A 21,525-nucleotide genomic window follows, 5' to 3' on the forward strand; every position below is an offset into this window, starting at 1 on the left:
CTTTTACGACTTACCGCTTTTGCCGGCATAGATAAAATGAGGATTAACGATTTTATTGATTGAATGCAGTAACAAGCCGATACCACTCACCGCCATGAAAAAGAACGACAATGGAATCATTGCCTTGATGATCCAACGATAAGGCAAACCACCTGGGTCACCGGATGTCTCTCCTAGCGCATAACTTTCTTTAGCAAAGTCGATACCAAACCACGCGACCAATAAGCAGAAAGGAAGCAGGAAAAACAGTGTGCCGATGATGTCGATGACCGATTGCGCCTTGTAAGATAAACGCTCATAGAAAATATCGACTCGAACGTGACCACCCGCTTTAATCGCGTATGGCACACCCAACAAAAATACGGCGGAAAAGAGGTGCCATTCCATTTCCTGAAAGGCGATAGAGACATCGTTGAACACGTAACGCATGACAACGTCGTATACCACATTTAGTAGCAGTAAGATGAAGAGGATGCTGGACAACCACCCCAAAAAATCACTGAAGCGATTGAATATCCGCTCAATATAAATAAGGCTTCTCATTCCTAACTCCGTGGAACGTATGGTTGAGCTCCACTATTTTGTGGAGCATTTATTATGATTTTTGTTGAGCTTCACTGTCAGCCCAAACCTCTCTGGCTTGGGCTGGGAGCTGTAGTATTAGTCAGCTTGACTGTTTAGATACGCTCGTTGTGAGATGTTAGTCCATTGACGCACTTGCTCCATGTAAGAAGCTTGAGAGTCTTGGATCTCTTTCGCCAGTGCATCTTCCTCCGCGTGTTTTTGCAGAAGACGATCATTTGCTTCTTTCATTGCGGCCATCACTTCCGGCGGGAAATCCTTCACTTCTACGTTCGGATACTCTGACTTAATCGTCGCCCAGTTTTTGCCACTTTCGTGTTTAGACTGAGTGTACATATCGTAAGCCGCCGTTTTCATTGCCACTTTTAAGATCGCTTTCAGATCGTCAGGTAGTTTTTCCCACGTACGTTTGTTAACCAGGAACTGAAGTTCTGTCGCAGGCTCATGCCAGCCGGTGTAGTAATAAGGAGCAATCTTGTGGAAGCCCATACGCAGGTCTAGAGAAGGACCAACCCACTCAAGTGCATCAATGGTACGGCGCTCAAGAGACGTGTATAGCTCGCCTGGTGCAATATTGGTTGGCTTTGCGCCCAACTCAGCCAGGATTTCTCCGGCAAAGCCAGGGATACGCATTTTCAGACCTTGAAGGTCATCCAGTGTCTTGATTTCCTTTTGAAACCAGCCGCCCATTTGGGTATCTGTGTTACCACCAGGGAAAGACATCATGTTGTGAGGCGCGTACACTTTCTCCATCAGCTCCATACCACCGCCATAGTAGAACCAAGCATACTGTTCTGTTGGCAACATACCGAAAGGCATTGAAGAGAAGTAAAGCGTATTCGGCACTTTCCCTTTCCAGTAATACGACGCTGAATGGCCTAAGTCGTATTGACCTGATTTGACCATATCAAACACACCAAAAGGAGCTTTGTGCTTGTTCGCCGAGTCAATACGGATCTGTAGACGACCGTTTGACATTTCCTCAGCCATTTTCGCCATATTTTTCGTCGTATCGCCAAAAATAGGGAAGTTAGGTCCCCATGTTTCTGCGAGTTTGAGGCGATATACTTTTTCAGCAGCGTTTGCAGAAGTTGCCGCGAAGGCCATCGCAGCAACCAACGCAGTGGATTTCAACACACGTTTTAAAGATTTTTGGATTAAACTCATCGTTCACGTCCTTTGTCACCAAGGTTATTGTTATCATCCATTTCATGAGGATTTGTATTACATCCAGGTAACAGCAAACGAGCGTGTTTACGTTGGCTCTTGAATAAACACAGCATCAATTTGAGTTACACGGCGTAACTTGATGCTAAAGGTGTATCAATAATGTTGATTCCGAAATGCGCAGGAATACGCAACTTTTACCGCTAACACATCTCGCATTAGCTATTGGTAGTACGTATTTCTACGTAGGAAGTTACCCTAACTAAAATTTATAATTTTTTAAAACAGGATGTTATCGTGAAGCCCAAACACATAGAGTGAAAAGACTACGTACGTAGTATCTTTCCAAGAAATTTACAAAGTATTTAAGGAAATGTGACAAACAACATTTTGACGCCGCTAGACTTGGCCAAATCAAAGATGGATAAATAGGTTGACGCAGTTTTAGGTAGCTTATAAAAAAATACCCCGACAATAATAGTCGAGGTATTAGAGAACCGTATCTTACTAAGATAAGGGGTTTTAAATTAAATCGCTTTGTAGATAACTTTGTTACCTGCCAATTGCTCTTTTTGAACCAGGTTTTCTTCAAGAAGCTTCTTCAGTGCGCCAGTCGCCCAAGATGCTGCTTTCGTGTCTTCTTGACCTGCAGCAAGGCCGATGCCTTTAGGGTTAATACCGTCGGCATTTGCCACAACGATATCTAGCACTTGTTGCTGTTTTGGAGTTAGAGCAACTTCTACTGTTTTCGCTACCGCTACTTTCTTCTCAGCTACTACTTTCTCAGTAACAGAAGCTACTGCTACTTTCTCAGCAACAGGCTTCGCTGCTTTTTGTACTGCAGCAATGTTTGCTACTGTCGCCTTAATGCGCTTTTGCAATTTCATTTGCACTTTACGCTTATGAGCAAGTCTCATTGAATATGTCTCCAGTTCACTGCATCTCAGCAGGGATGAAAATTTGAAGCGCGTTTTATACCAAAATTCGCAAACAATTTGTAGGTTTTAGCACCTAAATGCGATGAAAAATGCCCTCAAAACCCAGTACGTCTATTATTTATACAGATGATTTGTGAACTGTTTTATTGAATACTGGGTATAAAAACAGAGGTTTTTTGTCCACTAAGTCACTTTGTTTCACACTAAAAAAGTGAAGTAATCGCCCCCTAAATAACCCAGAAACAAAACCAGATTAGGACGCGATAATAAAAGTCACTTGGGTAATTTTGCCAATTCAATGGGGTTAAAAGCATGGAAACGCTGCATCTCACTAATTCACATTTTAAGCCTGGCTCTATTCTTACCCGAATAACCTTGTTTCTTGTCGCTCTGATAACGCTGTTTCTGGTATTAATATCACCAGGATGGAAGCAAGCAATGTTATCTGTGATATTAATGGCCGTGATTGTCGGGTTTGCGGTAATGATGATCAAGAAAAGCCAAGTTTCATTTACGCTAACGGCAACCCATTTTCAGCAACACCTTTTTAAAGGTGGCTGGGTAGTCCGCTGGTGCAATGTTGAATCGATAGGTATTTGTAGTTACCAGCAAGATGGTTGGTATCAGCCATTGCCTTGGATAGGCTTGCGTTTAAAGCACTACTCTCCCTACCTCGATGCAATTTGCCCGCGTATAGCAACAGAAATCTTGCTAAGCCAGCGTGCTTTACTTTATTTAGGCGCGAAACAGAATCAATGCGAAGAGAAATTTGAAGATATGGTCCTCGATCCAAGACCCTATATTAGTAGTAATGGGAAACATTACCAAGGCTTGCTCGCAATCCTGGCAAACAGAATGAAATATCAACGAGAATTCTACGGTTATGACGTGTTTATCTCAACCAGTGATCTGGACAGAGGAGCGGAAGATTTCGTCGGATTAACTCGGCGGTATTTAGCGGCCGCCGAGCCAGACTTGCTTGAGAAAAAATAGCTCTGCTTTACCAACGTAACTCATTCAATGATTAGATAATTGACGATGGTTATTAGGCTAACAGGTCCTAGTAAAGCGGCATCTCATCGGCAACAAATGGGTTGGTTTTACGTTCATGACCAAAGGTTGATTGCGGACCATGACCAGGAATAAAAGTGACGTCGTTACCAAGTGGCCAAAGCTTCTCTTTGATAGACGTGATCAATGTATTGAAGTCGCCTTGTGGGAAATCGGTACGACCAATACTGCCGTTAAACAGGACGTCGCCAACAAATGCAACACGGGCTTCTTCACTGTAAAGTACAACGTGACCTGGGGTATGACCCGGAGTATGAATCACCTTCAGCACTTGATTACCAAAAGTGACAGTGTCACCCTCATCCAGCCACTGATCAGGTTCAAACGCTTCCGTTAGCGGGAAGCCAAACATTTTGCTCTGCCCTTCCAACCCTTGTAACCAGAAATTATCTGCTTTGTGGGGACCAACAATTTCCTTTCCACCAAGCAAAGCCGCTAGTGGCTGAGTACCACCGACATGATCCAAGTGACCGTGTGTCAAAACCAATTGAACGACATCAACGCCTAACTCTTTGACTAACACAGCAAGCTGCTTTTCATCACCGCCCGGGTCAACCACGATGCCTTTCATCGTTTCATCACACCAGACAATAGAACAGTTTTGAGAAAAAGCTGTCACCGGGACAATTTGGTATTTCAGAGCCATGGATAACCTATCACCACATAAATGTTGTTAAAACTGCCGCAACTATGACACTAAGCCAAAGTGACTTCAAGACTTGTAGAAGTCAGGCAACTCCTGATTCTCTGGTCACTCAGACAAACTCAATTACCAGGAACGAACGGCACCCGTATCAATATGAACAAAGTTACTGCCCGGGTAGTAGCCGACGCCGCCCGCTTTTAGGCTTAAAGCAGCATCACGTACGGTGGACAACTTAACCCCGTCTAAACGAAAATCGATGGCTTTTCCTTCCATATGAAGGCTTTTCTTCGCAACACCGGAAGAGCCCTTGCGTAATGCGGAGTTTGTCTTTGGCGAACGATAACCCGAGATTACAATGACTTCAGACTCTGTACCAATGAGCTTTTGAATTTGGCTGATCTGATCAAACAAACGGCGATCCATTGGAAAAGCTTCATTACGTCGATGATCACGACAGAATTGATCCAACCTTTTGAGCTCAGTTTTAACGTACCCATTTCCATCAAAGTAGCACGTCTCTAATTGCTCTCCAGTATTAAGGTTATTCATCGCTAACACACGAGGCTCATCTGGGAGTGACGCCCATGATAGCGCTGGCATAGCAGAAGCTAACACAACACCACCAGCGCTCAATTTAAGAAAATCACGACGGGAAAAATTACAACTTACCATATAGAAATACTGCTCAAAAACTACACGAGCAGCGGACATTAACCAAACTGGTGCATTTCGTCAATTGCATAAATCAGTCCGGAATGTCGTAAGTGACCACAATGCTTGGCTTACTAATTGAACAAAAAGTAAATTTTCAGAAGTGTAAATTTACTTAAAGGTTTACCCTGCCATTACCCTTGATTATCGTAAGAATAAATGTCGTCACGGTAATAAAGCGTCCCCTCTTCTAACCACGCAGTTTGATAGATGATGTGAACCGGAATACGCTCGCCTAACGGAACCGACGTATTAGAGCGGCTAACACTTTCTCGTTTCTTCGCAAAGCGCTCTTCCAGCCCCTGTGTTTTGAAAAGCAGCTCCGCTAATTGATCAGCATTTTCCACGCGAACACAGCCAGAACTGAAGGCGCGACGATCTTGTTCAAACAAGTTCTTGCTTGGCGTATCGTGCAAATAAATGGCTTGCGGGTTTGGCATATTGAACTTATACAAGCCCAACGCATTTTGCGATCCAGAAGCCTGACGCATCCGGTACGGGAACGTTCTTGGATTAACTGTAGCCCAGTTGATCGTGGTCGGATCAATGATCTCTCGCGAGGTCCATGAGCGAATGATTTGAATGTTATTATGAATCAAGTACATCGGGTTGCGTTTAACTTTCGGAATGATGTCTCTCACCATGATTGACCATGGCACATTCCATGTCGGATTCAAAATAACCGAATCCATGTTGACCGTCATGATCGGTGTCTTTCTCGAGCGCTTACCGACGACGACTTTAGACTCAAACAGTGGTTGACCATCATGCCAGTAGGTCACTTGATACCCTGGCACATTAACAAAGACGACGTTGTCTCTCTCTTTCGCCCATATTCTTGAGCGTTCTGAATTCAGTGCCAGTAAATGCATACGCTGCTTAGGAGAGAAGTTAATCCAGCGAATGGTATTTGGGCCAATAATACCGTCTTGTTTCAAACCATGTATACGTTGAAACTCTTTTACTGCTAACTCTAGGTCCTCGTCATACAACGGATCGTTAAGATCAACATAGCTGACATCCACACCAACGATTGCAACACGTTCGGTCAAAGCGGCTTTGTTTGTGATTGGATCACCGGTACGAAGTAACCCTTGTTGTTGATATATCGGGTATTGGTATTGCGCGTGCTCAGATAAAGTAGAGTAAGCCGAGTTGAAGTCTCGATCCATTTGCAGAGGAGAACGCAGACTCAATAAGAACTGATCGAGCTTACCAACCGTGAGCTCATTGCTAAGAACCGATAAAGTATCGATACTTGGAGGAGGAAGTTCAACTTGCGTTTTATTGGCAAACAGCCAGTTAACCCCTTCATGAGGTACTTGCTCTAGATAGCTGAGATACATCAGCAGTGAATCGGTCATCACCAAATCAAAATCGAGGCTGTCACCTTGCCATCTTATCTGGTTGATTCTATGAAGTTGGTTGTCAAACTCTTTGGTAACGTCAGCAAGTGCAACAATATTCAATTGAAAAATGAACTGCTCTACATCACTTTCATCTTGCCAATTCAAACGGTAATTGTTGGTCTGGTACAGTTGATCCACCACTGAGGGATAGTGGATCATTTTTTCAATCGAGAGCTGTTTAACCGCCCCCTCTTGCTCTACTTGTGCAGCAGTATCAAGAGAAACCGCAGTAGAAAAGCTGCAAAACGGCACTAAAAGTGCCGTCATTATTAAAACCTTAGCAAACACTGATACAACCCTTACCTACTTGCCTTAATAGAAAGTATGGCAAATATCTCACAGGTTGCTGCTTTAAAAATAAGAACTCGACAATATTTTTTCCGATAAGTTTCACATAAAACTATCAATTAGCGCGCTTTTTATACAACCCTAGACCAGTGATTATCCCACTGTATACCGCTGGAAAATGTATTTTTGAATTCTGTTGGTTGTTGCTCTATGACTTTGCCTGCGCCAGAACTGATGCGAAACTCATCGCCATAGATCACAACACCGGATGCATCGGGTAATGCGTTCAGTTCCACTAATCTGCCAGTCGATTTAGACCAAATGCCATAACAGCTACCCGGAGGAGAAGTGGCTAATATCCAATCCTCAGTCGCAGCAATGCTGGCAACATAATGATTGAACCGAGCCCACTCCTCAGGCTCTGCTTGTAGTTCTGACATTTCCCCACCGCGCGTATGCATTGCAATCAACGCAGGGTATTCATCTGGCTCACCTCGATATTGCTGGCCGCATAATACGGTTTCAGAGCCATCATGCGCTAGATGACGAATGCTCAACTTATGATCCGGTAGAGAAACTTGATCAAGCAGTTGTCCATCTTGAGAAAGGTAGCTCAGACTTGGCGTCATCGTGCCAAGGTTTAAAGGCTGACGCCCATTAGTATGTACACCACCAACACCTATCGCTAATGCGCCATCGGGCATCATAATGACCTCATGTGGTCCGATACCAAAACCTGATAGCTCATCAATCTTCTGATATTGTCTGCGCACATCGTAAACGCCAATAATACCTCGGCTTGTTCCCCTTTCACCTTCTGTCGCGAACAGGTAGTGCCCATCGTGGGAGTAAACACCATGACCATAGAAATGACGGTTTGCTTGTGCAGATTGCAGCTTTATCACTTGCCCTGTTCGATAGTCAAACACCATAAAAAAGTTACCCGGCCGACGACCGAACACTGCCGCATGATTTTGTTGATTGATTGCGACTCCGTGACCACGCTCTGGGATAGGCAGCTTAGAAATCAGCATACCGTGTTCGTCAGCGACAACGGCAGCATATTTATCACGGCCTATAATTGAACATCCAATCAGAGCGGGTTTGCGTGGAGTCGTACTAGCACAACCAAAAGGCAGTAATGGGGCTGCCGCTCCAAATAGAGCGGCTTTAAGTAATGTGCGTCTTGTTTGATCAGTCACCATCGGTAGCATTAAATCCTATAACCACGCCGAGTTCGATTGCTACCTCTTCATGAATGAGGTACTTCAATTGCTCTAACTTATTGTACTGAGCCAGTACAGCTCGGTAGCCATCTACCGTTTGAAGTGCGGTAAATAAACTATTCTCTTCAGGCCAGCTATCAAGTGTCATCGCAAACTGACGAGTAACTCGATCTGCAAGTGACGATTTGCCCTGCTCACGTAACAGTGAATCCAAACCCTTTCCGTTGGCAAAATATAAGGTTTGCATGCTTTGCACGTTTGCTTTCAGATTCACCAGTGAGGTGCCCGAACGCCAAGATTCTGAAAAGTACGGTCTCGGGTGACCTATTTTCGCCATCGGACGACTTAACTTTTTCATACTGTAGTCAAGCTGGTTCGACAGGAGTGAAATGTACTCCGACTCCCACTGCGTGTTTTGCATTGCTTTCCATGGGTTCTGGCCCCAGGCTTGCGCAATCAGCTTGGCTTTAGCATTGAGATTTTTCGCAATCGAAACGCCAGTGGAACAAGTATTACTGTTCGTTTCCAGTGTCGAACCACTATCGTAAAGTAACCACTCAAGTGCCCCCAAGCCCTGTACCGTCACGCTCTGCGTTGAGATCTGTTGTGCACTCCAGACTTGATCCGATTTGGTTAGTGCCGACATTTTTCGTCCGGTGGTATTCTTTTTATCTGGCCAAAACTGAACATTCCAGCTTTGCTCCAACGCACTCGCAGGCCCGCGCTGCTGACCTTGTAGAGCCATCCAGGCGCGCATGGTTTCATGCCATTGTTGTTTAACAGCGGACGAGTCTTTAGCCTCAGAAGCACAAAAATCACTGAAAGCTTGTTCTAAAGACGAACTTTGAGCTAAAAAGGCGTAAGCAGATTGATACTCGACTTCATACACACTTTGCGAAATGTGGCTTGTTTTCTCGGCCTGACTGGCTTCTGAACTCAATGTCGATTGGCACCCCGTCAGACTCAGAGCAGCAACCACTGCACTAACTGGTATTTTTTTATTCACGATCGATTCCTTATAAAGAGTCTAAGAAAGCCACCAGCGCGTCACGCTCGTTCTTGCTTAACGCCAATACGTTCTGTTTTGCAGCTTCTGCTTCCCCACCATGCCAAAGTACCGCTTCCATGACATTGCGTGCACGACCATCATGCAAATAGTAGGTGTGGCCGTTGACCTCTTCGGTATAACCTACCCCCCAAAGTGGAGGGGTACGCCACTCACGACCATTTGCCAGATATTCAGGTCGGTTATCTGCCAACCCTTCCCCCATATCGTGCAACAGTAGATCGGTATATGGATGAATTTCTTGTTCGGAAAGCGCCGGTAATTCAGCCCGCTTTGCTGTTTTTACGTTGGTTTTATGGCAACTTTCACAACCAGTAGAAGCAAAAATTTTCTGACCTAGTTGAACTTGTGGATCATCCACATTGCGGCGAATAGGCACGGCCAAGTGCTGACTATAAAATTCAACAAAATCGAGGATGTTCTGGCTAACTTCTGGCGCACCACCGTTTGGCAGTTCATCACAGATGGTTTGTTTTGCAGTACAGTTTTCTGTTGGAAACAAATGACTTGTGAGGCCGACATCACCATTAAAAGCGGCAGCATTCTGTTGCATCAATGTTGGCTGACCCGCTTTCCAGCCAAAACGACCGAGCGCAAAGTCCCCTTTTGCGATATCCCAAACTTTGTTTACTTTTCCTGAAATACCATCTTTGTTGCTGTCATTTTCATCCGCCCAAGCAAGTAAGGTACTATCAGGGATGCTTTCCAATAGCCCTAAGCCAATCATTGGTGGGGCTACGCGCGCAGAAAACTGAGTATCCGGGTGCATCTCACCATAACCCAAGTTGGTGATCTTTAGGGCCGGTTTTCTTAGTGTCACCTTTGTGCCGTCGTTAAATTGCACTGGTACATCGGTATAGGTGATAGCAATTTTACCTTCCGGTGTTTGATCCTGAAGGGCAAAATCTTGTAGCTGGCCGCCATAAGTTGGTTCAGGAATACCACCATCAATGATGTACGCTTTTTTTTGCTCTGGTGTCACCGCTGGAATGCTCAAACGCACCAACATTGAAACGGCATGGAGATCCCCTTTTTCTGGAGGGTGACCCCGACCATCTTTAATATGACAGTTTTGACAACCGTTAGTATTGAATAATGGGCCGAGTCCATCTCGCGCATCCGTCGTAGCGGGCGCTTGTACCCAGGGGTTTCTAAAAAAGCTATTTCCGACACTAAAATCCAGTCGTTTACTCATGGGCAAGTTGGCCGCTGGAAGAGAATAGGCATTCGCACCGTCTTTTTTTACACTGGTCTTTCCGCCCGAACGCACCTCATAGGCAGACACGGAAGCAGAAAGTGCAGCAGTAAACAGTAGTGCTAGATGGGGATAACTAGGGATTGATGGCTTCATATCATTGCTCTTAAGGAAATGGATAACAACGAGCTCAAACAGCGAAGGGCTCAACCGATAAGTTGAGCCCTTGCTTAATTCTTCTACTTTTCTTAGAACTCGTGGTCGGCTGTATCTGGACTCAGACTATCAATGCCAATAATACCTGCAGCACGTTCAATCGAACCGGTTTGAGCCACCAATGACATGATGGTTTCATTCACTAACGCGTTGCCTTGGGCGTTATCTGCAGCAATCAGTTGGTCGAAGTGTTGGTTGTTCTTTTCAGCAGACGTCACCAACTTACCCACTTGGCTAAGCGTGTCATCAAATTGCTTCTGAATCTCTTTCGCTGCTTGTTTGTCCTGCTGTGACACGAGATCTGCAATACTTGGTCCAGTCAAAAGCGTGCCGTCCTGGCGCTTATAAAGCCCCATGTATACGTTGTAGATACCCTGATCATTGTAGTAATGAGAGTTGTGAGTGTTATCAGAGAAACAATCGTGCTCGTCTTCTGTTGAGTTCGCTTCCAACGCTACTTTCATACGCTCACCGGCCAACTCGCCAAGAGATAGCGACCCCATACCAAACATCATCTTACGCAGGCCATTGTCTGCTGAATCGGCAAGTAGCTCCTGACGGTAATTGTCTTTCACATCCGCTGACCACTGTTTCTCCATCCACTCCAGATCCTGAACCAATAGATCAGCAGCCGCTTTGAGGTATTCCCCACGGCGTTCACAGTGGCCATTGGTGCAATCAGAACCAACAACAAAGTCAGTGTAAGCACGTTGACCAGCACCCGCGTTAGTACCATTAAGATCTTGGCCCCAAAGCAGGAATTCAATAGCGTGGTAACCAGAAGCTACGTTCGCTTCGGAACCCCCCACTTCATTTAGCTCGGCAATCAGTTCAGGTGTGATTTTTGATACGTCGAGTTTGGTAGCACCAATCGTCAGGCTTGTGTTAGCCACAATATTCGCCGCCGCGCCTTCGTTACCAAGCTCATATTGGTAATCCGTAGCGACGTAATCGATAAGACCTTCATCCAACGGCCATGCGTTAAGCTGCCCTTCCCAATCATCGACGATCGCGTTACCAAAGCGGAATACTTCAGATTGTTGGTATGGTACACGAGAGTCAAGCCATGCTTGTTTAACGTCTTCCAGCTTCTTAGCTGAAGGTGAATTGAGGAATTCATCAATTTTCACGTCTAACGTTTTAGCCGTTTTTAAAGAATCTGAGAATACCGCATGTGCAACGTCTGCATAGTGTTCAACAACACCTTGCTTAGTTACCTGATCAGCCACTGCAGTACCACTGGAAATTAGAAGTGAAGCAGTAATAGCTTGAACTAACACTGTTTTTGCATTCATTTAGAAGCATCCTTGTTGAGCAAATTGTCTTTGTATTGGTAGCGCTAATTATTCTCATTTGCACTTTTAGTCACAAGATAATACAAATTTACAATTTATTTGCAACTTAAGATGAAAAAAAGCCTCATCAATGTGAGGCTTTTAACATGAATTAACAGTTCTATCTTTAAGGCTAAACCTTTAGGTTATGTTTGCCATGAGATATTTTTGCTTTTAGATAGTTTTCGTTACCATCTTTAATGTGAGCAGAAGTGTTGACAACTTCAACGATTTCGACCCCGTATTCGGCGAGCTCACGAATCTTTTTCGGGTTGTTCGTTACCAGACGGATCTTGCTAACACCTAAAGCTTGCAACATTTGAGCTGCTTCAGTGAAGTCACGTAAGTCGTCATCAAAGCCCAAGTGGTTATTAGCCTCGTAGGTGTTCATACCCTGACTTTGTAATAGATAAGCATCAATCTTGTTGTAAAGACCGATACCGCGGCCTTCCTGTCGCAGATAAAGAATGATACCACCAGACTCGCCCATGATCTGAATCGTTTCTTCCAACTGCTCACCGCAGTCGCAACGAGAAGAGTGAAAAACATCGCCGGTCAGACACTCTGAGTGCATACGCACTAATGGCGTTTCCTGAACCTTGTCTGCTTGATTAAAGATAACTGCCACATGCTCTTTATCCGTTTTCAAACCACGGAAAGACAGGATTTCAGCATCAATATCACTCTTAACCCCGACTTTAAAATCTACTCTGGCACGTACTTCAGCCATATCTACACTCACTCGATTTAATTCTTGATGCACTTTCGCTATTACATTCATGGGATGCACTCATGCTCTTCAACTATGGGGATTGATACCACATTTTTCAATGCATAGATCACTATATCTTAGATCTTTTCCTCTCAGCTATACAGGACAATGGGTGCCCTCTGCCACGCTGACGAAGTGTTATAATATAACATTTCCGTAAAACTACAATAAAAAACCCCAGACAAATTTTGTCTGGGGTTGATAAATTCTCGTTAAAAAGAAGCAGGTTAGTGTGTCTGGCGACGCTTCCAAACGGCAAACTCTATCCATACTGTTTCGAGTTCTTGAATCTCTTCTTCGGTCAAAACAGCGAGAGTCGAAGTAACTTGTGGCAGCTTTAGTGCCTGCATAGCGCGAATGTGCGCATAAAAGTCCTTTCTTAACTGTGATATAACTGAATCCACTGCATGCACCTATTTAGTTTTTTGCTATTACTCCAGCATAAACAACAGAGTTTGCTAATTAATTAGAGCTTAAAAATAGAAAAAAATCATACCATTCTGCTTGATGTTTGCACATTCAGAATTTAATTGTGGAACTATCATCACACTATTGGCGTTTGCTGATTTTGACAGAAAATAGAACGAAGCAGATAAAAAATAATAACGGAAAGATCCATAGGACTGCTGTTGAATAATTAAATGGAGGTTGGTAGAGAACGATATTCCCATACCTCTTGACCAAGTAATCTTTAACCTCTTGATCAGTGCTGCCATTGTTTACCATCGAATACACTTTTAATCTCAAATCCTTGGCAGATTGTGCGTTTGATTCTACAAGATTTTGGTTTTGACATTGCGGGCAGCGCAAAGCTTTAGCTAACATCGTAGCCCTTTGTTGCAGTTCAACAGAGTGGAATTCAAATAGATCTACATGCTGTTTTATTTGCTCAGCTTTTATTCCTGCAGCAAATAGCATACAAAAGATTACAACGATACAGTTATATTTAAAGTGAGACATTAAAATACTCCGAAAACAGTGAGTTCCATTTGTCGGTGGTGAGCTTGCCTCTATATTTAATCACCACGTTGCCACTTTGATCTATTAAATAAGTTTCAGGGGTCCCTATCACACCTAACTCCACCGCAAGTTGGCCGTTTGGATCAGAGATCACCTCGCTATAAGGGTTTTGTTTAGCGTTCAAATAACTTTTTGCTGCGCTATCTTTATCTCGATAATTAAGACCAATAATGGGGACACCTTGTTGTGCCAACTGGACTAAATCGTCATGTTCTTGTTTACAAACACCACACCATGAGGCCCAAACATTCAACAGCACGTAACCTCTGTTATCCAATACCGCCTCCGTCACGCGCTGTCCTGTTAATAATGATTGAGCGGTAAAAGAAGGGATCGCAACTCCGCTCTTTTGTGGCACTTCAATGTTTGGCCTATCTGATAGAGCACGCGTCGCAACAATAGCAAACGCTGCCACGAGCAATATGAGACCGGCCAGTTTAAGCATACTTGTCGATCTCATAAACACGCCTCTTTGTCTGATTCATCCAAGTCCCCGTGACACTTATCACAATGAATGCGCCTCCGCACCATATCCACCAAATACCTGCTCGATACTGAACTTTCATTGCGTAAGCGTGTTTATCAACTTTATCCCCCAAAGTGATATAGTAATCGCCATGCCACAACGATTGAATCGCTGGCTCTGTCATGCCCATTACCCTCACTGGATAATGACGTTTTTCCGGTTTGAAGGTAAGCGTCTCTCCACTTTGCAGATGTAGGTTAACTTGGCCCTGTTCTGCAGTATAATTAGGGCCTACGAGCCACTCTATACCGTGATAGTCGATGGTAATACCAGCTCTTTGATGTGAGCTACCAGGCTCGACACGTAAGTTGTACTCGTACGAATAGTCACTATTAAAAACAGCGCCGCTCGCCGCCAGCGCAAAGCCGACATGGGCGAAAAGCATCGGTACCAGTTTGGTCTTGTTTTCAACACGCATCAACATCAATAAATGAGCGGAGATAACCCAAGTTGCTAATGCTAAGGTAATCAGAGTCGTCAAATGAAGCTCTTCAACATTAGCAACAAAAACCATGCTGATCACGACCGATGAAGCAAAGGCAAGCACGAGACAACGAATCGCGTTTTCTTGTATTCCTTTGGTCCATTTCAACATAGGCATGATGGCGAGAGCGATAAGCGTGCTCAAGCTCAGTGGAAATACCAAACTATTAAAATATGGCGCTCCGACAGATATGTTGCCCCAACCAAGAAGTTGATAAATCATCGGATAAAAGGTTCCAAGAAATACAATCGCTGTGGAAATCACCAACACCCCAATGGCGATGTAGGCGGTATAAGCTCGACTGGTCAAAGAAACCAGATTAAAGCGAGGAATTTGATCGCCTCGCATAATAAGCACACCAAATGTGCTGATCACGAGCAGGCTCAGAACCGTCAGCAACAGCAAGCCTTTTGTTGGATCAACGGCAAACGCATGCACGGAGGTCAGGACACCCGAGCGCACCACAAACGTACCGAGAATACTCAAGCTGAACGTCGTAAATGCAAGCGCGTAGGTACTCCAAATCGCGCGATTATTGCGTTTTGCCAATACGCCACTATGCAGTAAAGCTGTACCTGTTAGCCAAGGCATCAATGAAGCATTTTCTACTGGGTCCCAAAACCACCAACCGCCCCAACCTAACTCATTGTATGCCCACCAGGAACCAAGCAAGATACCGACTGTGAGGGCACCCCAGGCAAAAAAAGACGCGCCATGGGCAACCTTGTACCATTCATTCAGCGGACGTTTACTCATTAACCCAGCCAGAGCAAAAGCAAGAATGGCCGAATACCCGACGTAACCTAGATACAGCAAAGGTGGGTGAATAATGAGCCCAACGTCTTGCAGCATCGGATTGAGATCTCGCCCTTCCGTTGCCAGTACTTGAGCGTACTCGAATGGATTTGACGTCGTTAAAGTAAACCAAGCGAATATCGCGATAAGCACATTCATGATACCAAGACAGTCAGCGGTATATTGGACATTAATTGGCAATTTGAGCGCGATAAAAGATGCCCATAAGCTCAGTGTTACTACCCAAAACAGCATTGAGCCTTGATGTCCGCCCCATGCAGCGGCCACCTTAAAAGCCACTGGCAACTGGCTATTGGAATGAGTGACCACATATTCTAATGCAAATTGATCTTTAACGAAGCAGACAATCAGAAGGGCCAGGCAAACCAAAGAGGCTAAACTGATAACATGTGATATCGCCACTTGATGTGGCAGCACCATCTTCTTACTCATCACACGACGAGACCAATGCAGCAATGCAGCACATGTGGACGCCACTGCGACCAAAATCAGTAAGAAGAATCCCAGATCAGCCTCCATCACCTCACCTTACACCACGGTCATCTGACCGGCATAGAGAATGAAGGTACGCAGCATCAGTACTCCCACTAAACTTAATGCGGTTACAACAAACACATAACTGCCTTTGTGGCGTAATTTCTGAGGCGTTAACCAATTCAATGTAAGCGGCATTAACATCCCGATGAGTATGACACCAAGCCAAAACCATTGTGCCCAGAAGCCACTGGATATCGCATTCCAAGCCGCAACTTCGTTCTGACCGCCACTAAAGATCAAACCCGTAAAAAAGGTCACCAGTACAAACAACTCAAACAATACGACTGGCCGTTCAAATCCATGCACCCAAGAAACGCTCGGGCTGCTCGCTGACTCTTTAAATACCAGTATGCCGAACATCAGGCACGCAGCGGCTCCCGAAGATAAGCTTGAGAACAAGAACAAGATTGGCAGTACAGGATTATTGAGCATCGGATAGGTTTTCAATGCCGACAGTAGGAAACCAGTGTATGCCGCAAGCAGTACCGCGAGAAAGCCTAAGAACAGCTCAATGAGGTTACTAACTTTGCCTGCCTTTATTAATAGTCCATCGACAAAATCCAACAACCGGCCCGGTAATTTACCTTCGCAGAAGTTAATGATTTGATGACGGAAGATCACACCAATCCAAACAAACAGGACGATCATGTAAACTTGAAACAAGATGACGCCCATCGACATCACGGAGGTCGGGTTGTAGTAGATCATGATCTTCCAAAACTCGAGTGGTTTAGTTAGGTGGAAGATCAAAATGACCAAGCCTGAAATGATACCAAATGGTGCTAACCAAGCCATCGCTTTCAGAATGCCATTACTTGCCGGGTCTCCTTCTATTACTTTACGTTTGAGGTAAATCGAAATCATGACTGCACCAGCCGACATGCCTGCGAGAAACAGGTAAATCGCGATGATCCAATCCCAGACTAATGAGTCAAAGTGGAAAGCATTCTCGAAACCGTTCATGATGACACCTCCCCTTTACTATGCGGAATTTTGTACAGCTTAGGTTTCGTACCTAGATGAGATTTATCACGGTACACAACATGGTTTTCAATGGCTTTGCTCACTTCACTGTTTGGATCGTTCAAGTCACCAAATATCAATGCTTTAGTTGGACAAGACTCGACACAAGCTGGTTGTTTACCTCGCGCTAGGTTGGTATCGCGGCAGAAATTACATTTATCCGCAGAGTGGTCGACCGGGTTGAAAAAGCGTACCTGGTAAGGACAAGCTGCCAGGCAATAGCCGCAACCGACACACTTCTCTTTATGGACATCCACAATCCCTGTTGATTCGTCTTTATACGCTGCTCCCGTCGGGCACACATACACACAAGGCGGGTTTTCACAGTGCTGGCACGATTCACGAGTGAACTGATATTCCACATCAGGGAACTCACCAATGGGTTCACTGCGATGGATTTTAAGGCGAGTCACTCCTTCCGGAACGTTATTCACTTCGCGGCACGCATCGGTACATGCGGTACAGCCAATACAGGCATTTTCATCGTGAACCATCCCCATACGCTTAGCTTGTTCACTGTCGCTGGCATAAAGAGAAGAGCTCACAACGGAAGTCCCCGCAACACCAGTGGTTAAAATCAACGCGCCGCTGCCGGCGAGGAAATTTCTTCTAGAACATTTCATGCTATCTCTCCTCTTCTTTCACAAGTTCAGGTTCGACGGCAAATTCCGAGTGACAATCAACACACTGCTTAATTAACTGCTTTCTGTCGTAAGACAGTACTTTGGTTTTCGCTGCATGAACATCGTGACAATTTGAACAAGTCAGATTTTTCGCATGAACATCATGGGTCCAATGTTTCTCTCTTAGCTTGATAGGTGCGTGACAATCCACACACTGGCTATTGGCTTTGAGAATTAAGCTCGGGTCGAGGAACGTTTTATCGTGCACCGCTTTAGATTGTGCAGCAGAAAACTTGGTTACATCCGGTGCGCCTTCGCGATGTTCAGGACCGATATTGTTATGGCAGTTGGTACAATTTAGCTGGTCACCTTGACTCAATAATGCCTGCGGGTCATGCGACAAGTTCAGAGTTTCTTTCGCGTCCTTATGACATTGAAGACATTTATAGTCTCGGTCACGGATCAATTCGACTTGATGGCGTTCGGCTTGAACACCTTCAATTTGCTCTGAAGAAGTCGCATGGGCGGCGATGGAAAAACCATAGATGGCAAAAACGAAGAGAAGCTTCAGCATTGTCTCTATGGTCAATTTTATATTGCCCATATTTTCTTTCCTTAGCTCGATAATAATTGATAATTCATCTCAACTATCTTTCGAGCAACAATTAATTTCCTCTGAAGATATATTTCATACCTTCAAATGACATCAATTCTTATTTCGGAAAGCCACAACGCTAAACCTGTATTTATATTACCCCTAATATTACTAAGGGGTAATATTAGTAATCAAAAAAGCGAACTCAATCACTCTATTTCAAAATAGCTAAAAGATAACACATTGCTTAAAAAAGGAATTTACAACTACCACTTTAGAGGTATATGAATTCAAGCGTGATTGAGATCAATAGTGTAAATTGATCTAAAACAAGACAAGTTCCGCCCACTATTTCATCTCTTTATTTAAGCCTTAATATTAGCGGTAGATCTCCAATTCTTATTTGGAATAGCCTCTCACAACGCTGCTAATAAAAAGAATGGAGATAATACCGTGAGCATAAAACACTGGATGAGCGCACCTATCGCAGTTGCGACCTTACTCGCCAGCCAATTATTTTTGGCCGGCTCTTCGTTGGCGGCAGAAGATCTCATGGATCCTCGCAATGACACCTTTGAACAAAACCACCCAGATCAATACCACTCGTGGAGAGCAACGTCAGAAAGCGAACATATTGAAGATGCCCTCAGTGAAGATCCCAATATGGTTATTCTCTGGGCAGGCTATGGATTTGCAAAAGATTACAACAAAGCTCGAGGTCACTTTTACGCGTTGGATGATGTGCGCCAAACACTGCGTACTGGTGCACCAACCGATGAAGATTCAGGCCCTATGCCGATGGCTTGTTGGAGTTGTAAAAGCCCGGATGTGGCACGCGTAATCGAAGAGCGAGGCGAAGATGGCTATTTCGAAGGCAAATGGGCGCGCCTGGGGGCTGAAATCGCCAATCCAATCGGCTGTTCAGACTGCCACGATACGCGATCAGAAGCGTTTAAGAACGGCGAGCCTGCACTCGCATTAACTCGACCGTATGTAGAGCGGGCTTTTGATACCATCGGAAAAAACTTTGATCAGCAATCTCGTTTAGATAAGCAGGCGTCTGTCTGTGCCCAGTGTCACGTCGAGTATTACTTTACCGGTCCAACAAAATCAGTCAAATTCCCATGGGATATGGGCACCACCGTTAATGATATGGAAAGATACTACGACGCACTGAACTTTAAAGACTGGACACATGCCGTATCTAAAACACCCATGTTAAAAGCACAACATCCAGGCTTTGAAACCTGGAGTGCGGGTATTCATGGAAAAAACAAAGTCGTGTGTGTGGATTGCCACATGCCGAAAGTCACCAAAGAGGACGGCACTGTTTACACAGACCACAAAGTGGGTAACCCATTCGACCGCTTTGACGACACCTGCGCACAATGCCATACCCAAACTAAAGAACAGCTTCAAGGCATTGTTTCTACGCGTAAAGCTCAAGTGCTGAACATGAAACTTACCGCAGAAAAACAAATTGTAGCCGCACACTTTGAAGCAGGAGAAGCTTGGAAAGCGGGTGCAACAGAAGAAGAGATGCAACCGATTCTTCAAGATATCCGCCATGCTCAGTGGCGTTGGGACTATGCTATTGCCTCCCATGGCGTTCATATGCATGCACCAGAGGTCGCACTGGAGGTATTAGGTACTGCTGTTGACCGTGCTGCAGATGCACGTACTAAGCTGATTCGTCTACTGGCGAAAAAAGGCATTACTGAACCCGTTCAGATTCCGGATATCTCAACCAAAGCCAAAGCACAACAAGCATTGGGAATGGATATGGAGAAGATGAACTCAGATAAGAAAGACTTCCTAGAAACCGTGGTTCCAGATTGGGAGAAAGCCGCCGCAGATCGCGAGTCAAAGTATTAGGCTTTATACTGATTATTTAAGTCACTAACGCAGATAAAGTAACAAAGAAAGGAACAAAGGGCGCATTCTCGCGCCCTTTGTGTAGCTATACCAAATGTGAACTTTATTACCTTCTTATCTTCGGTACTTTTTGAATATGGGGTCTGTTTATCGGCCGCTTCAGTTTTGGTTTCGTAACAGGGCGTTGCACCTTTCTTTGTGGTAATGCTTTCCTGCTTAATGTCTTATCTTTTAACTGTTGGCCTTGCAATGTTTGAGGCTTGATATGCTCCGGACGGTTGTTCCACTTAGTTTGAAGCTGTTGTTTTTTGTCGTCGGGAAGCGATTGCCAATGCTCGTTTAGCTGGCGCTTAATATTTCCGATATTGGCGGGCATATCATCGTGTTTCCAACCTTCGACTTTGTCTTTGATCGACTGCTGTTGGTCTTCATCTAAACCATTCCACCACTTTTCAAGTTTCTCTTTCGATAGCTCGTCATCGCAGCAGCCTGGATAATAATATACCCAGTAGTCATGTTGATCGTACCACCAGTGATCATAATAGCCAGACGAATAATAAACGGAAGCTGAGGAGCTAGGATATTCAGAAGAGCTACAACCTACCAACAACAAACCGACAAACAAAACTAATAGGCTTGACGCTTTTTTCTTCATTCCGACTTCCTGCCTTTTTGTACTGATTTAATTCTGCGCTTACAATAACGCTTTCGCTTTGTTGATTGCATTAATGATTCGCACTCTGTCCAAATTTGGATCATTTGAATCTAATAATAGCACCCAAGTGTCGATCGCCTCCTGAAAGCGAAATGAAACAAAATGATCGTTGGCGATTAAAGATAAAGCGGCATTGTTGTGTGGCTCCAGCTGCAACGCTTGTTCAAGCAGTACGGTGACTTCATTTGTCATCATTTGGTTGTTGAGGTAATACTGTGCGGTCGCCTTTGCTGCAAGCAGGGTGGCACTTACCGGATCACTCAACTGAATCGCGTAATCAAAACAAATCAATGCACCATCAAGTTCGCCTTCGACTAAATACCCCTGCCCTAATTGAAACCACAATTCACTATTATTGGGTTCTTGTCGCAATTGCTCTTGTATTTCTTCCACGATATCTCGGGCTGTCATCATACGTGAAGCTTCTGCTTGTATAGACTTCGGAGGAGTCTGACGCAGAAATAAAAAACCAGAGCTGGTTAGTACCAATACCAAGGCGCAAAAACCGAACCATTGCGCAGGTTTTACTTTTAAAGCACTTAAAGACAAAAATACAATAAACAAGCTCATCAATGTGATGGCAATAAAGAACCAAGCAGACATAAGAACACCTAAGCGTAGACGAGAGCCTAGTGTACTGGTTTACTGTCGTGGTTGCGTTGATTCAAGTACAAAAAAGCCGAGTATAAA

General features: G+C 44.5%; 22 protein-coding genes. 2 read left to right on the forward strand and 20 right to left on the reverse strand.

Annotated features, from left to right (window positions below; all coding sequences use genetic code 11):
• Positions 1 to 3: 3 nt before the first annotated feature.
• The 3 genes from RXX31_RS21365 to RXX31_RS21375 form a co-directional block, all read right to left on the reverse strand.
• Positions 4 to 543 (reverse strand): TRAP transporter small permease subunit, encoded by a 540-nt coding sequence (locus tag RXX31_RS21365; protein ID WP_317591697.1) that lies wholly within the window; start codon positions 541 to 543, stop codon positions 4 to 6.
• Positions 544 to 660: 117 nt separating this feature from the next.
• The gene (locus RXX31_RS21370) at positions 661 to 1,749 is read right to left on the reverse strand and encodes a TRAP transporter substrate-binding protein (protein WP_317591698.1); all 1,089 of its coding nucleotides are present in this window, start codon (positions 1,747 to 1,749) and stop codon (positions 661 to 663) included.
• 527 nt (positions 1,750 to 2,276) lie between these two features.
• Positions 2,277 to 2,666, reverse strand: a complete 390-nt coding sequence (locus tag RXX31_RS21375; protein ID WP_317591699.1) for a MarR family transcriptional regulator — start codon at positions 2,664 to 2,666, stop codon at positions 2,277 to 2,279.
• A gap of 333 nt (positions 2,667 to 2,999) precedes the next feature.
• On the opposite strand from RXX31_RS21375, the gene RXX31_RS21380 reads away from it, so the two are divergent.
• Complete coding sequence (locus RXX31_RS21380) at positions 3,000 to 3,680, forward strand: DUF2982 domain-containing protein (RefSeq protein ID WP_317591700.1); 681 nt, start codon at positions 3,000 to 3,002, stop codon at positions 3,678 to 3,680.
• A gap of 67 nt (positions 3,681 to 3,747) precedes the next feature.
• Here the strand turns inward: RXX31_RS21380 and RXX31_RS21385 are convergent, their stop codons facing one another.
• The 15 genes from RXX31_RS21385 to nrfB form a co-directional block, all read right to left on the reverse strand.
• Positions 3,748 to 4,404, reverse strand: coding sequence for an MBL fold metallo-hydrolase (locus RXX31_RS21385; protein ID WP_317591701.1), 657 nt, complete (start codon positions 4,402 to 4,404; stop codon positions 3,748 to 3,750).
• Between the two features lie 123 nt (positions 4,405 to 4,527).
• The gene (locus tag RXX31_RS21390; protein WP_317591702.1) at positions 4,528 to 5,076 is read right to left on the reverse strand and encodes a DUF882 domain-containing protein; all 549 of its coding nucleotides are present in this window, start codon (positions 5,074 to 5,076) and stop codon (positions 4,528 to 4,530) included.
• A gap of 173 nt (positions 5,077 to 5,249) precedes the next feature.
• Positions 5,250 to 6,791 carry a murein L,D-transpeptidase gene (locus tag RXX31_RS21395; protein ID WP_317591703.1) on the reverse strand — a complete coding sequence of 514 codons (1,542 nt, stop codon included), beginning with the start codon at positions 6,789 to 6,791 and terminating at the stop codon, positions 5,250 to 5,252.
• Positions 6,792 to 6,943: 152 nt separating this feature from the next.
• Positions 6,944 to 8,026: a DUF1513 domain-containing protein gene (locus RXX31_RS21400; RefSeq protein WP_317591704.1), complete on the reverse strand. Its 1,083-nt coding sequence runs from the start codon at positions 8,024 to 8,026 to the stop codon at positions 6,944 to 6,946.
• Positions 8,007 to 9,044: an imelysin family protein gene (locus RXX31_RS21405; RefSeq protein WP_317591705.1), complete on the reverse strand. Its 1,038-nt coding sequence runs from the start codon at positions 9,042 to 9,044 to the stop codon at positions 8,007 to 8,009. The genes RXX31_RS21400 and RXX31_RS21405 overlap by 20 nt, the downstream gene beginning before the upstream one ends.
• Before the next feature lie 10 nt (positions 9,045 to 9,054).
• Positions 9,055 to 10,455, reverse strand: a complete 1,401-nt coding sequence (locus RXX31_RS21410; RefSeq protein ID WP_317591706.1) for a di-heme oxidoredictase family protein — start codon at positions 10,453 to 10,455, stop codon at positions 9,055 to 9,057.
• Positions 10,456 to 10,547: 92 nt separating this feature from the next.
• The gene (locus tag RXX31_RS21415; RefSeq protein ID WP_317591707.1) at positions 10,548 to 11,810 is read right to left on the reverse strand and encodes an imelysin family protein; all 1,263 of its coding nucleotides are present in this window, start codon (positions 11,808 to 11,810) and stop codon (positions 10,548 to 10,550) included.
• 172 nt (positions 11,811 to 11,982) lie between these two features.
• Entirely contained in the window at positions 11,983 to 12,579 is a 597-nt protein-coding gene (locus RXX31_RS21420) for a GTP cyclohydrolase II (protein ID WP_317591726.1), read from the reverse strand.
• Positions 12,580 to 12,848: 269 nt separating this feature from the next.
• Complete coding sequence (locus tag RXX31_RS21425) at positions 12,849 to 13,025, reverse strand: hypothetical protein (RefSeq protein WP_317591708.1); 177 nt, start codon at positions 13,023 to 13,025, stop codon at positions 12,849 to 12,851.
• A gap of 145 nt (positions 13,026 to 13,170) precedes the next feature.
• Positions 13,171 to 13,539 carry a cytochrome c-type biogenesis protein CcmH gene (locus tag RXX31_RS21430; RefSeq protein WP_317591727.1) on the reverse strand — a complete coding sequence of 123 codons (369 nt, stop codon included), beginning with the start codon at positions 13,537 to 13,539 and terminating at the stop codon, positions 13,171 to 13,173.
• A 28-nt stretch (positions 13,540 to 13,567) separates the two neighbouring features.
• Complete coding sequence (locus RXX31_RS21435) at positions 13,568 to 14,101, reverse strand: DsbE family thiol:disulfide interchange protein (protein ID WP_317591709.1); 534 nt, start codon at positions 14,099 to 14,101, stop codon at positions 13,568 to 13,570.
• Positions 14,079 to 15,986, reverse strand: a complete 1,908-nt coding sequence (locus RXX31_RS21440; protein ID WP_317591710.1) for a heme lyase NrfEFG subunit NrfE — start codon at positions 15,984 to 15,986, stop codon at positions 14,079 to 14,081. Before RXX31_RS21440 ends, RXX31_RS21435 begins: the two co-directional genes overlap by 23 nt.
• A gap of 9 nt (positions 15,987 to 15,995) precedes the next feature.
• Positions 15,996 to 16,967 (reverse strand): cytochrome c nitrite reductase subunit NrfD, encoded by a 972-nt coding sequence (nrfD, locus tag RXX31_RS21445; RefSeq protein ID WP_317591711.1) that lies wholly within the window; start codon positions 16,965 to 16,967, stop codon positions 15,996 to 15,998.
• Positions 16,964 to 17,650: a cytochrome c nitrite reductase Fe-S protein gene (gene nrfC / locus RXX31_RS21450; protein WP_317591712.1), complete on the reverse strand. Its 687-nt coding sequence runs from the start codon at positions 17,648 to 17,650 to the stop codon at positions 16,964 to 16,966. Before nrfC ends, nrfD begins: the two co-directional genes overlap by 4 nt.
• A gap of 1 nt (position 17,651) precedes the next feature.
• Positions 17,652 to 18,254, reverse strand: coding sequence for a cytochrome c nitrite reductase pentaheme subunit (gene nrfB / locus RXX31_RS21455; protein WP_317591713.1), 603 nt, complete (start codon positions 18,252 to 18,254; stop codon positions 17,652 to 17,654).
• Between the two features lie 462 nt (positions 18,255 to 18,716).
• Here nrfB and nrfA point away from each other — a divergent pair, with 462 nt between their 5' ends.
• Positions 18,717 to 20,120, forward strand: coding sequence for an ammonia-forming nitrite reductase cytochrome c552 subunit (gene nrfA / locus RXX31_RS21460; RefSeq protein WP_411197996.1), 1,404 nt, complete (start codon positions 18,717 to 18,719; stop codon positions 20,118 to 20,120).
• Between the two features lie 106 nt (positions 20,121 to 20,226).
• Here the strand turns inward: nrfA and RXX31_RS21465 are convergent, their stop codons facing one another.
• Positions 20,227 to 20,775 carry a hypothetical protein gene (locus RXX31_RS21465; protein ID WP_317591715.1) on the reverse strand — a complete coding sequence of 183 codons (549 nt, stop codon included), beginning with the start codon at positions 20,773 to 20,775 and terminating at the stop codon, positions 20,227 to 20,229.
• 39 nt (positions 20,776 to 20,814) lie between these two features.
• Positions 20,815 to 21,438, reverse strand: a complete 624-nt coding sequence (locus RXX31_RS21470; RefSeq protein WP_317591716.1) for a hypothetical protein — start codon at positions 21,436 to 21,438, stop codon at positions 20,815 to 20,817.
• Between the last annotated feature and the right edge of the window lie 87 nt (positions 21,439 to 21,525).

The sequence above is a fragment of the Vibrio sp. EA2 genome (assembly GCF_033042495.1).
GTDB lineage: Bacteria > Pseudomonadota > Gammaproteobacteria > Enterobacterales > Vibrionaceae > Vibrio.

What these genes read in the sequence shown, in the direction of transcription:
- nrfD (WP_317591711.1), bottom strand. Translation starts at nt 16,967, where the DNA reads ATGAACGGTTTCGAGAATGCTTTCCACTTTGACTCATTAGTCTGGGAT.
- RXX31_RS21410 (WP_317591706.1), bottom strand. Translation starts at nt 10,455, where the DNA reads ATGAAGCCATCAATCCCTAGTTATCCCCATCTAGCACTACTGTTTACT.
- RXX31_RS21380 (WP_317591700.1), top strand. Translation starts at nt 3,000, where the DNA reads ATGGAAACGCTGCATCTCACTAATTCACATTTTAAGCCTGGCTCTATT.
- RXX31_RS21430 (WP_317591727.1), bottom strand. Translation starts at nt 13,539, where the DNA reads ATGCTATTTGCTGCAGGAATAAAAGCTGAGCAAATAAAACAGCATGTA.
- nrfB (WP_317591713.1), bottom strand. Translation starts at nt 18,254, where the DNA reads ATGGGCAATATAAAATTGACCATAGAGACAATGCTGAAGCTTCTCTTC.
- RXX31_RS21385 (WP_317591701.1), bottom strand. Translation starts at nt 4,404, where the DNA reads ATGGCTCTGAAATACCAAATTGTCCCGGTGACAGCTTTTTCTCAAAAC.
- nrfA (WP_411197996.1), top strand. Translation starts at nt 18,717, where the DNA reads ATGAGCGCACCTATCGCAGTTGCGACCTTACTCGCCAGCCAATTATTT.
- RXX31_RS21470 (WP_317591716.1), bottom strand. Translation starts at nt 21,438, where the DNA reads ATGTCTGCTTGGTTCTTTATTGCCATCACATTGATGAGCTTGTTTATT.
- RXX31_RS21465 (WP_317591715.1), bottom strand. Translation starts at nt 20,775, where the DNA reads ATGAAGAAAAAAGCGTCAAGCCTATTAGTTTTGTTTGTCGGTTTGTTG.
- RXX31_RS21370 (WP_317591698.1), bottom strand. Translation starts at nt 1,749, where the DNA reads ATGAGTTTAATCCAAAAATCTTTAAAACGTGTGTTGAAATCCACTGCG.
- RXX31_RS21375 (WP_317591699.1), bottom strand. Translation starts at nt 2,666, where the DNA reads ATGAGACTTGCTCATAAGCGTAAAGTGCAAATGAAATTGCAAAAGCGC.
- RXX31_RS21365 (WP_317591697.1), bottom strand. Translation starts at nt 543, where the DNA reads ATGAGAAGCCTTATTTATATTGAGCGGATATTCAATCGCTTCAGTGAT.
- RXX31_RS21440 (WP_317591710.1), bottom strand. Translation starts at nt 15,986, where the DNA reads ATGGAGGCTGATCTGGGATTCTTCTTACTGATTTTGGTCGCAGTGGCG.
- RXX31_RS21395 (WP_317591703.1), bottom strand. Translation starts at nt 6,791, where the DNA reads ATGACGGCACTTTTAGTGCCGTTTTGCAGCTTTTCTACTGCGGTTTCT.
- RXX31_RS21435 (WP_317591709.1), bottom strand. Translation starts at nt 14,101, where the DNA reads ATGAGATCGACAAGTATGCTTAAACTGGCCGGTCTCATATTGCTCGTG.
- RXX31_RS21390 (WP_317591702.1), bottom strand. Translation starts at nt 5,076, where the DNA reads ATGGTAAGTTGTAATTTTTCCCGTCGTGATTTTCTTAAATTGAGCGCT.
- RXX31_RS21400 (WP_317591704.1), bottom strand. Translation starts at nt 8,026, where the DNA reads ATGCTACCGATGGTGACTGATCAAACAAGACGCACATTACTTAAAGCC.
- RXX31_RS21415 (WP_317591707.1), bottom strand. Translation starts at nt 11,810, where the DNA reads ATGAATGCAAAAACAGTGTTAGTTCAAGCTATTACTGCTTCACTTCTA.
- nrfC (WP_317591712.1), bottom strand. Translation starts at nt 17,650, where the DNA reads ATGAAATGTTCTAGAAGAAATTTCCTCGCCGGCAGCGGCGCGTTGATT.
- RXX31_RS21420 (WP_317591726.1), bottom strand. Translation starts at nt 12,579, where the DNA reads ATGGCTGAAGTACGTGCCAGAGTAGATTTTAAAGTCGGGGTTAAGAGT.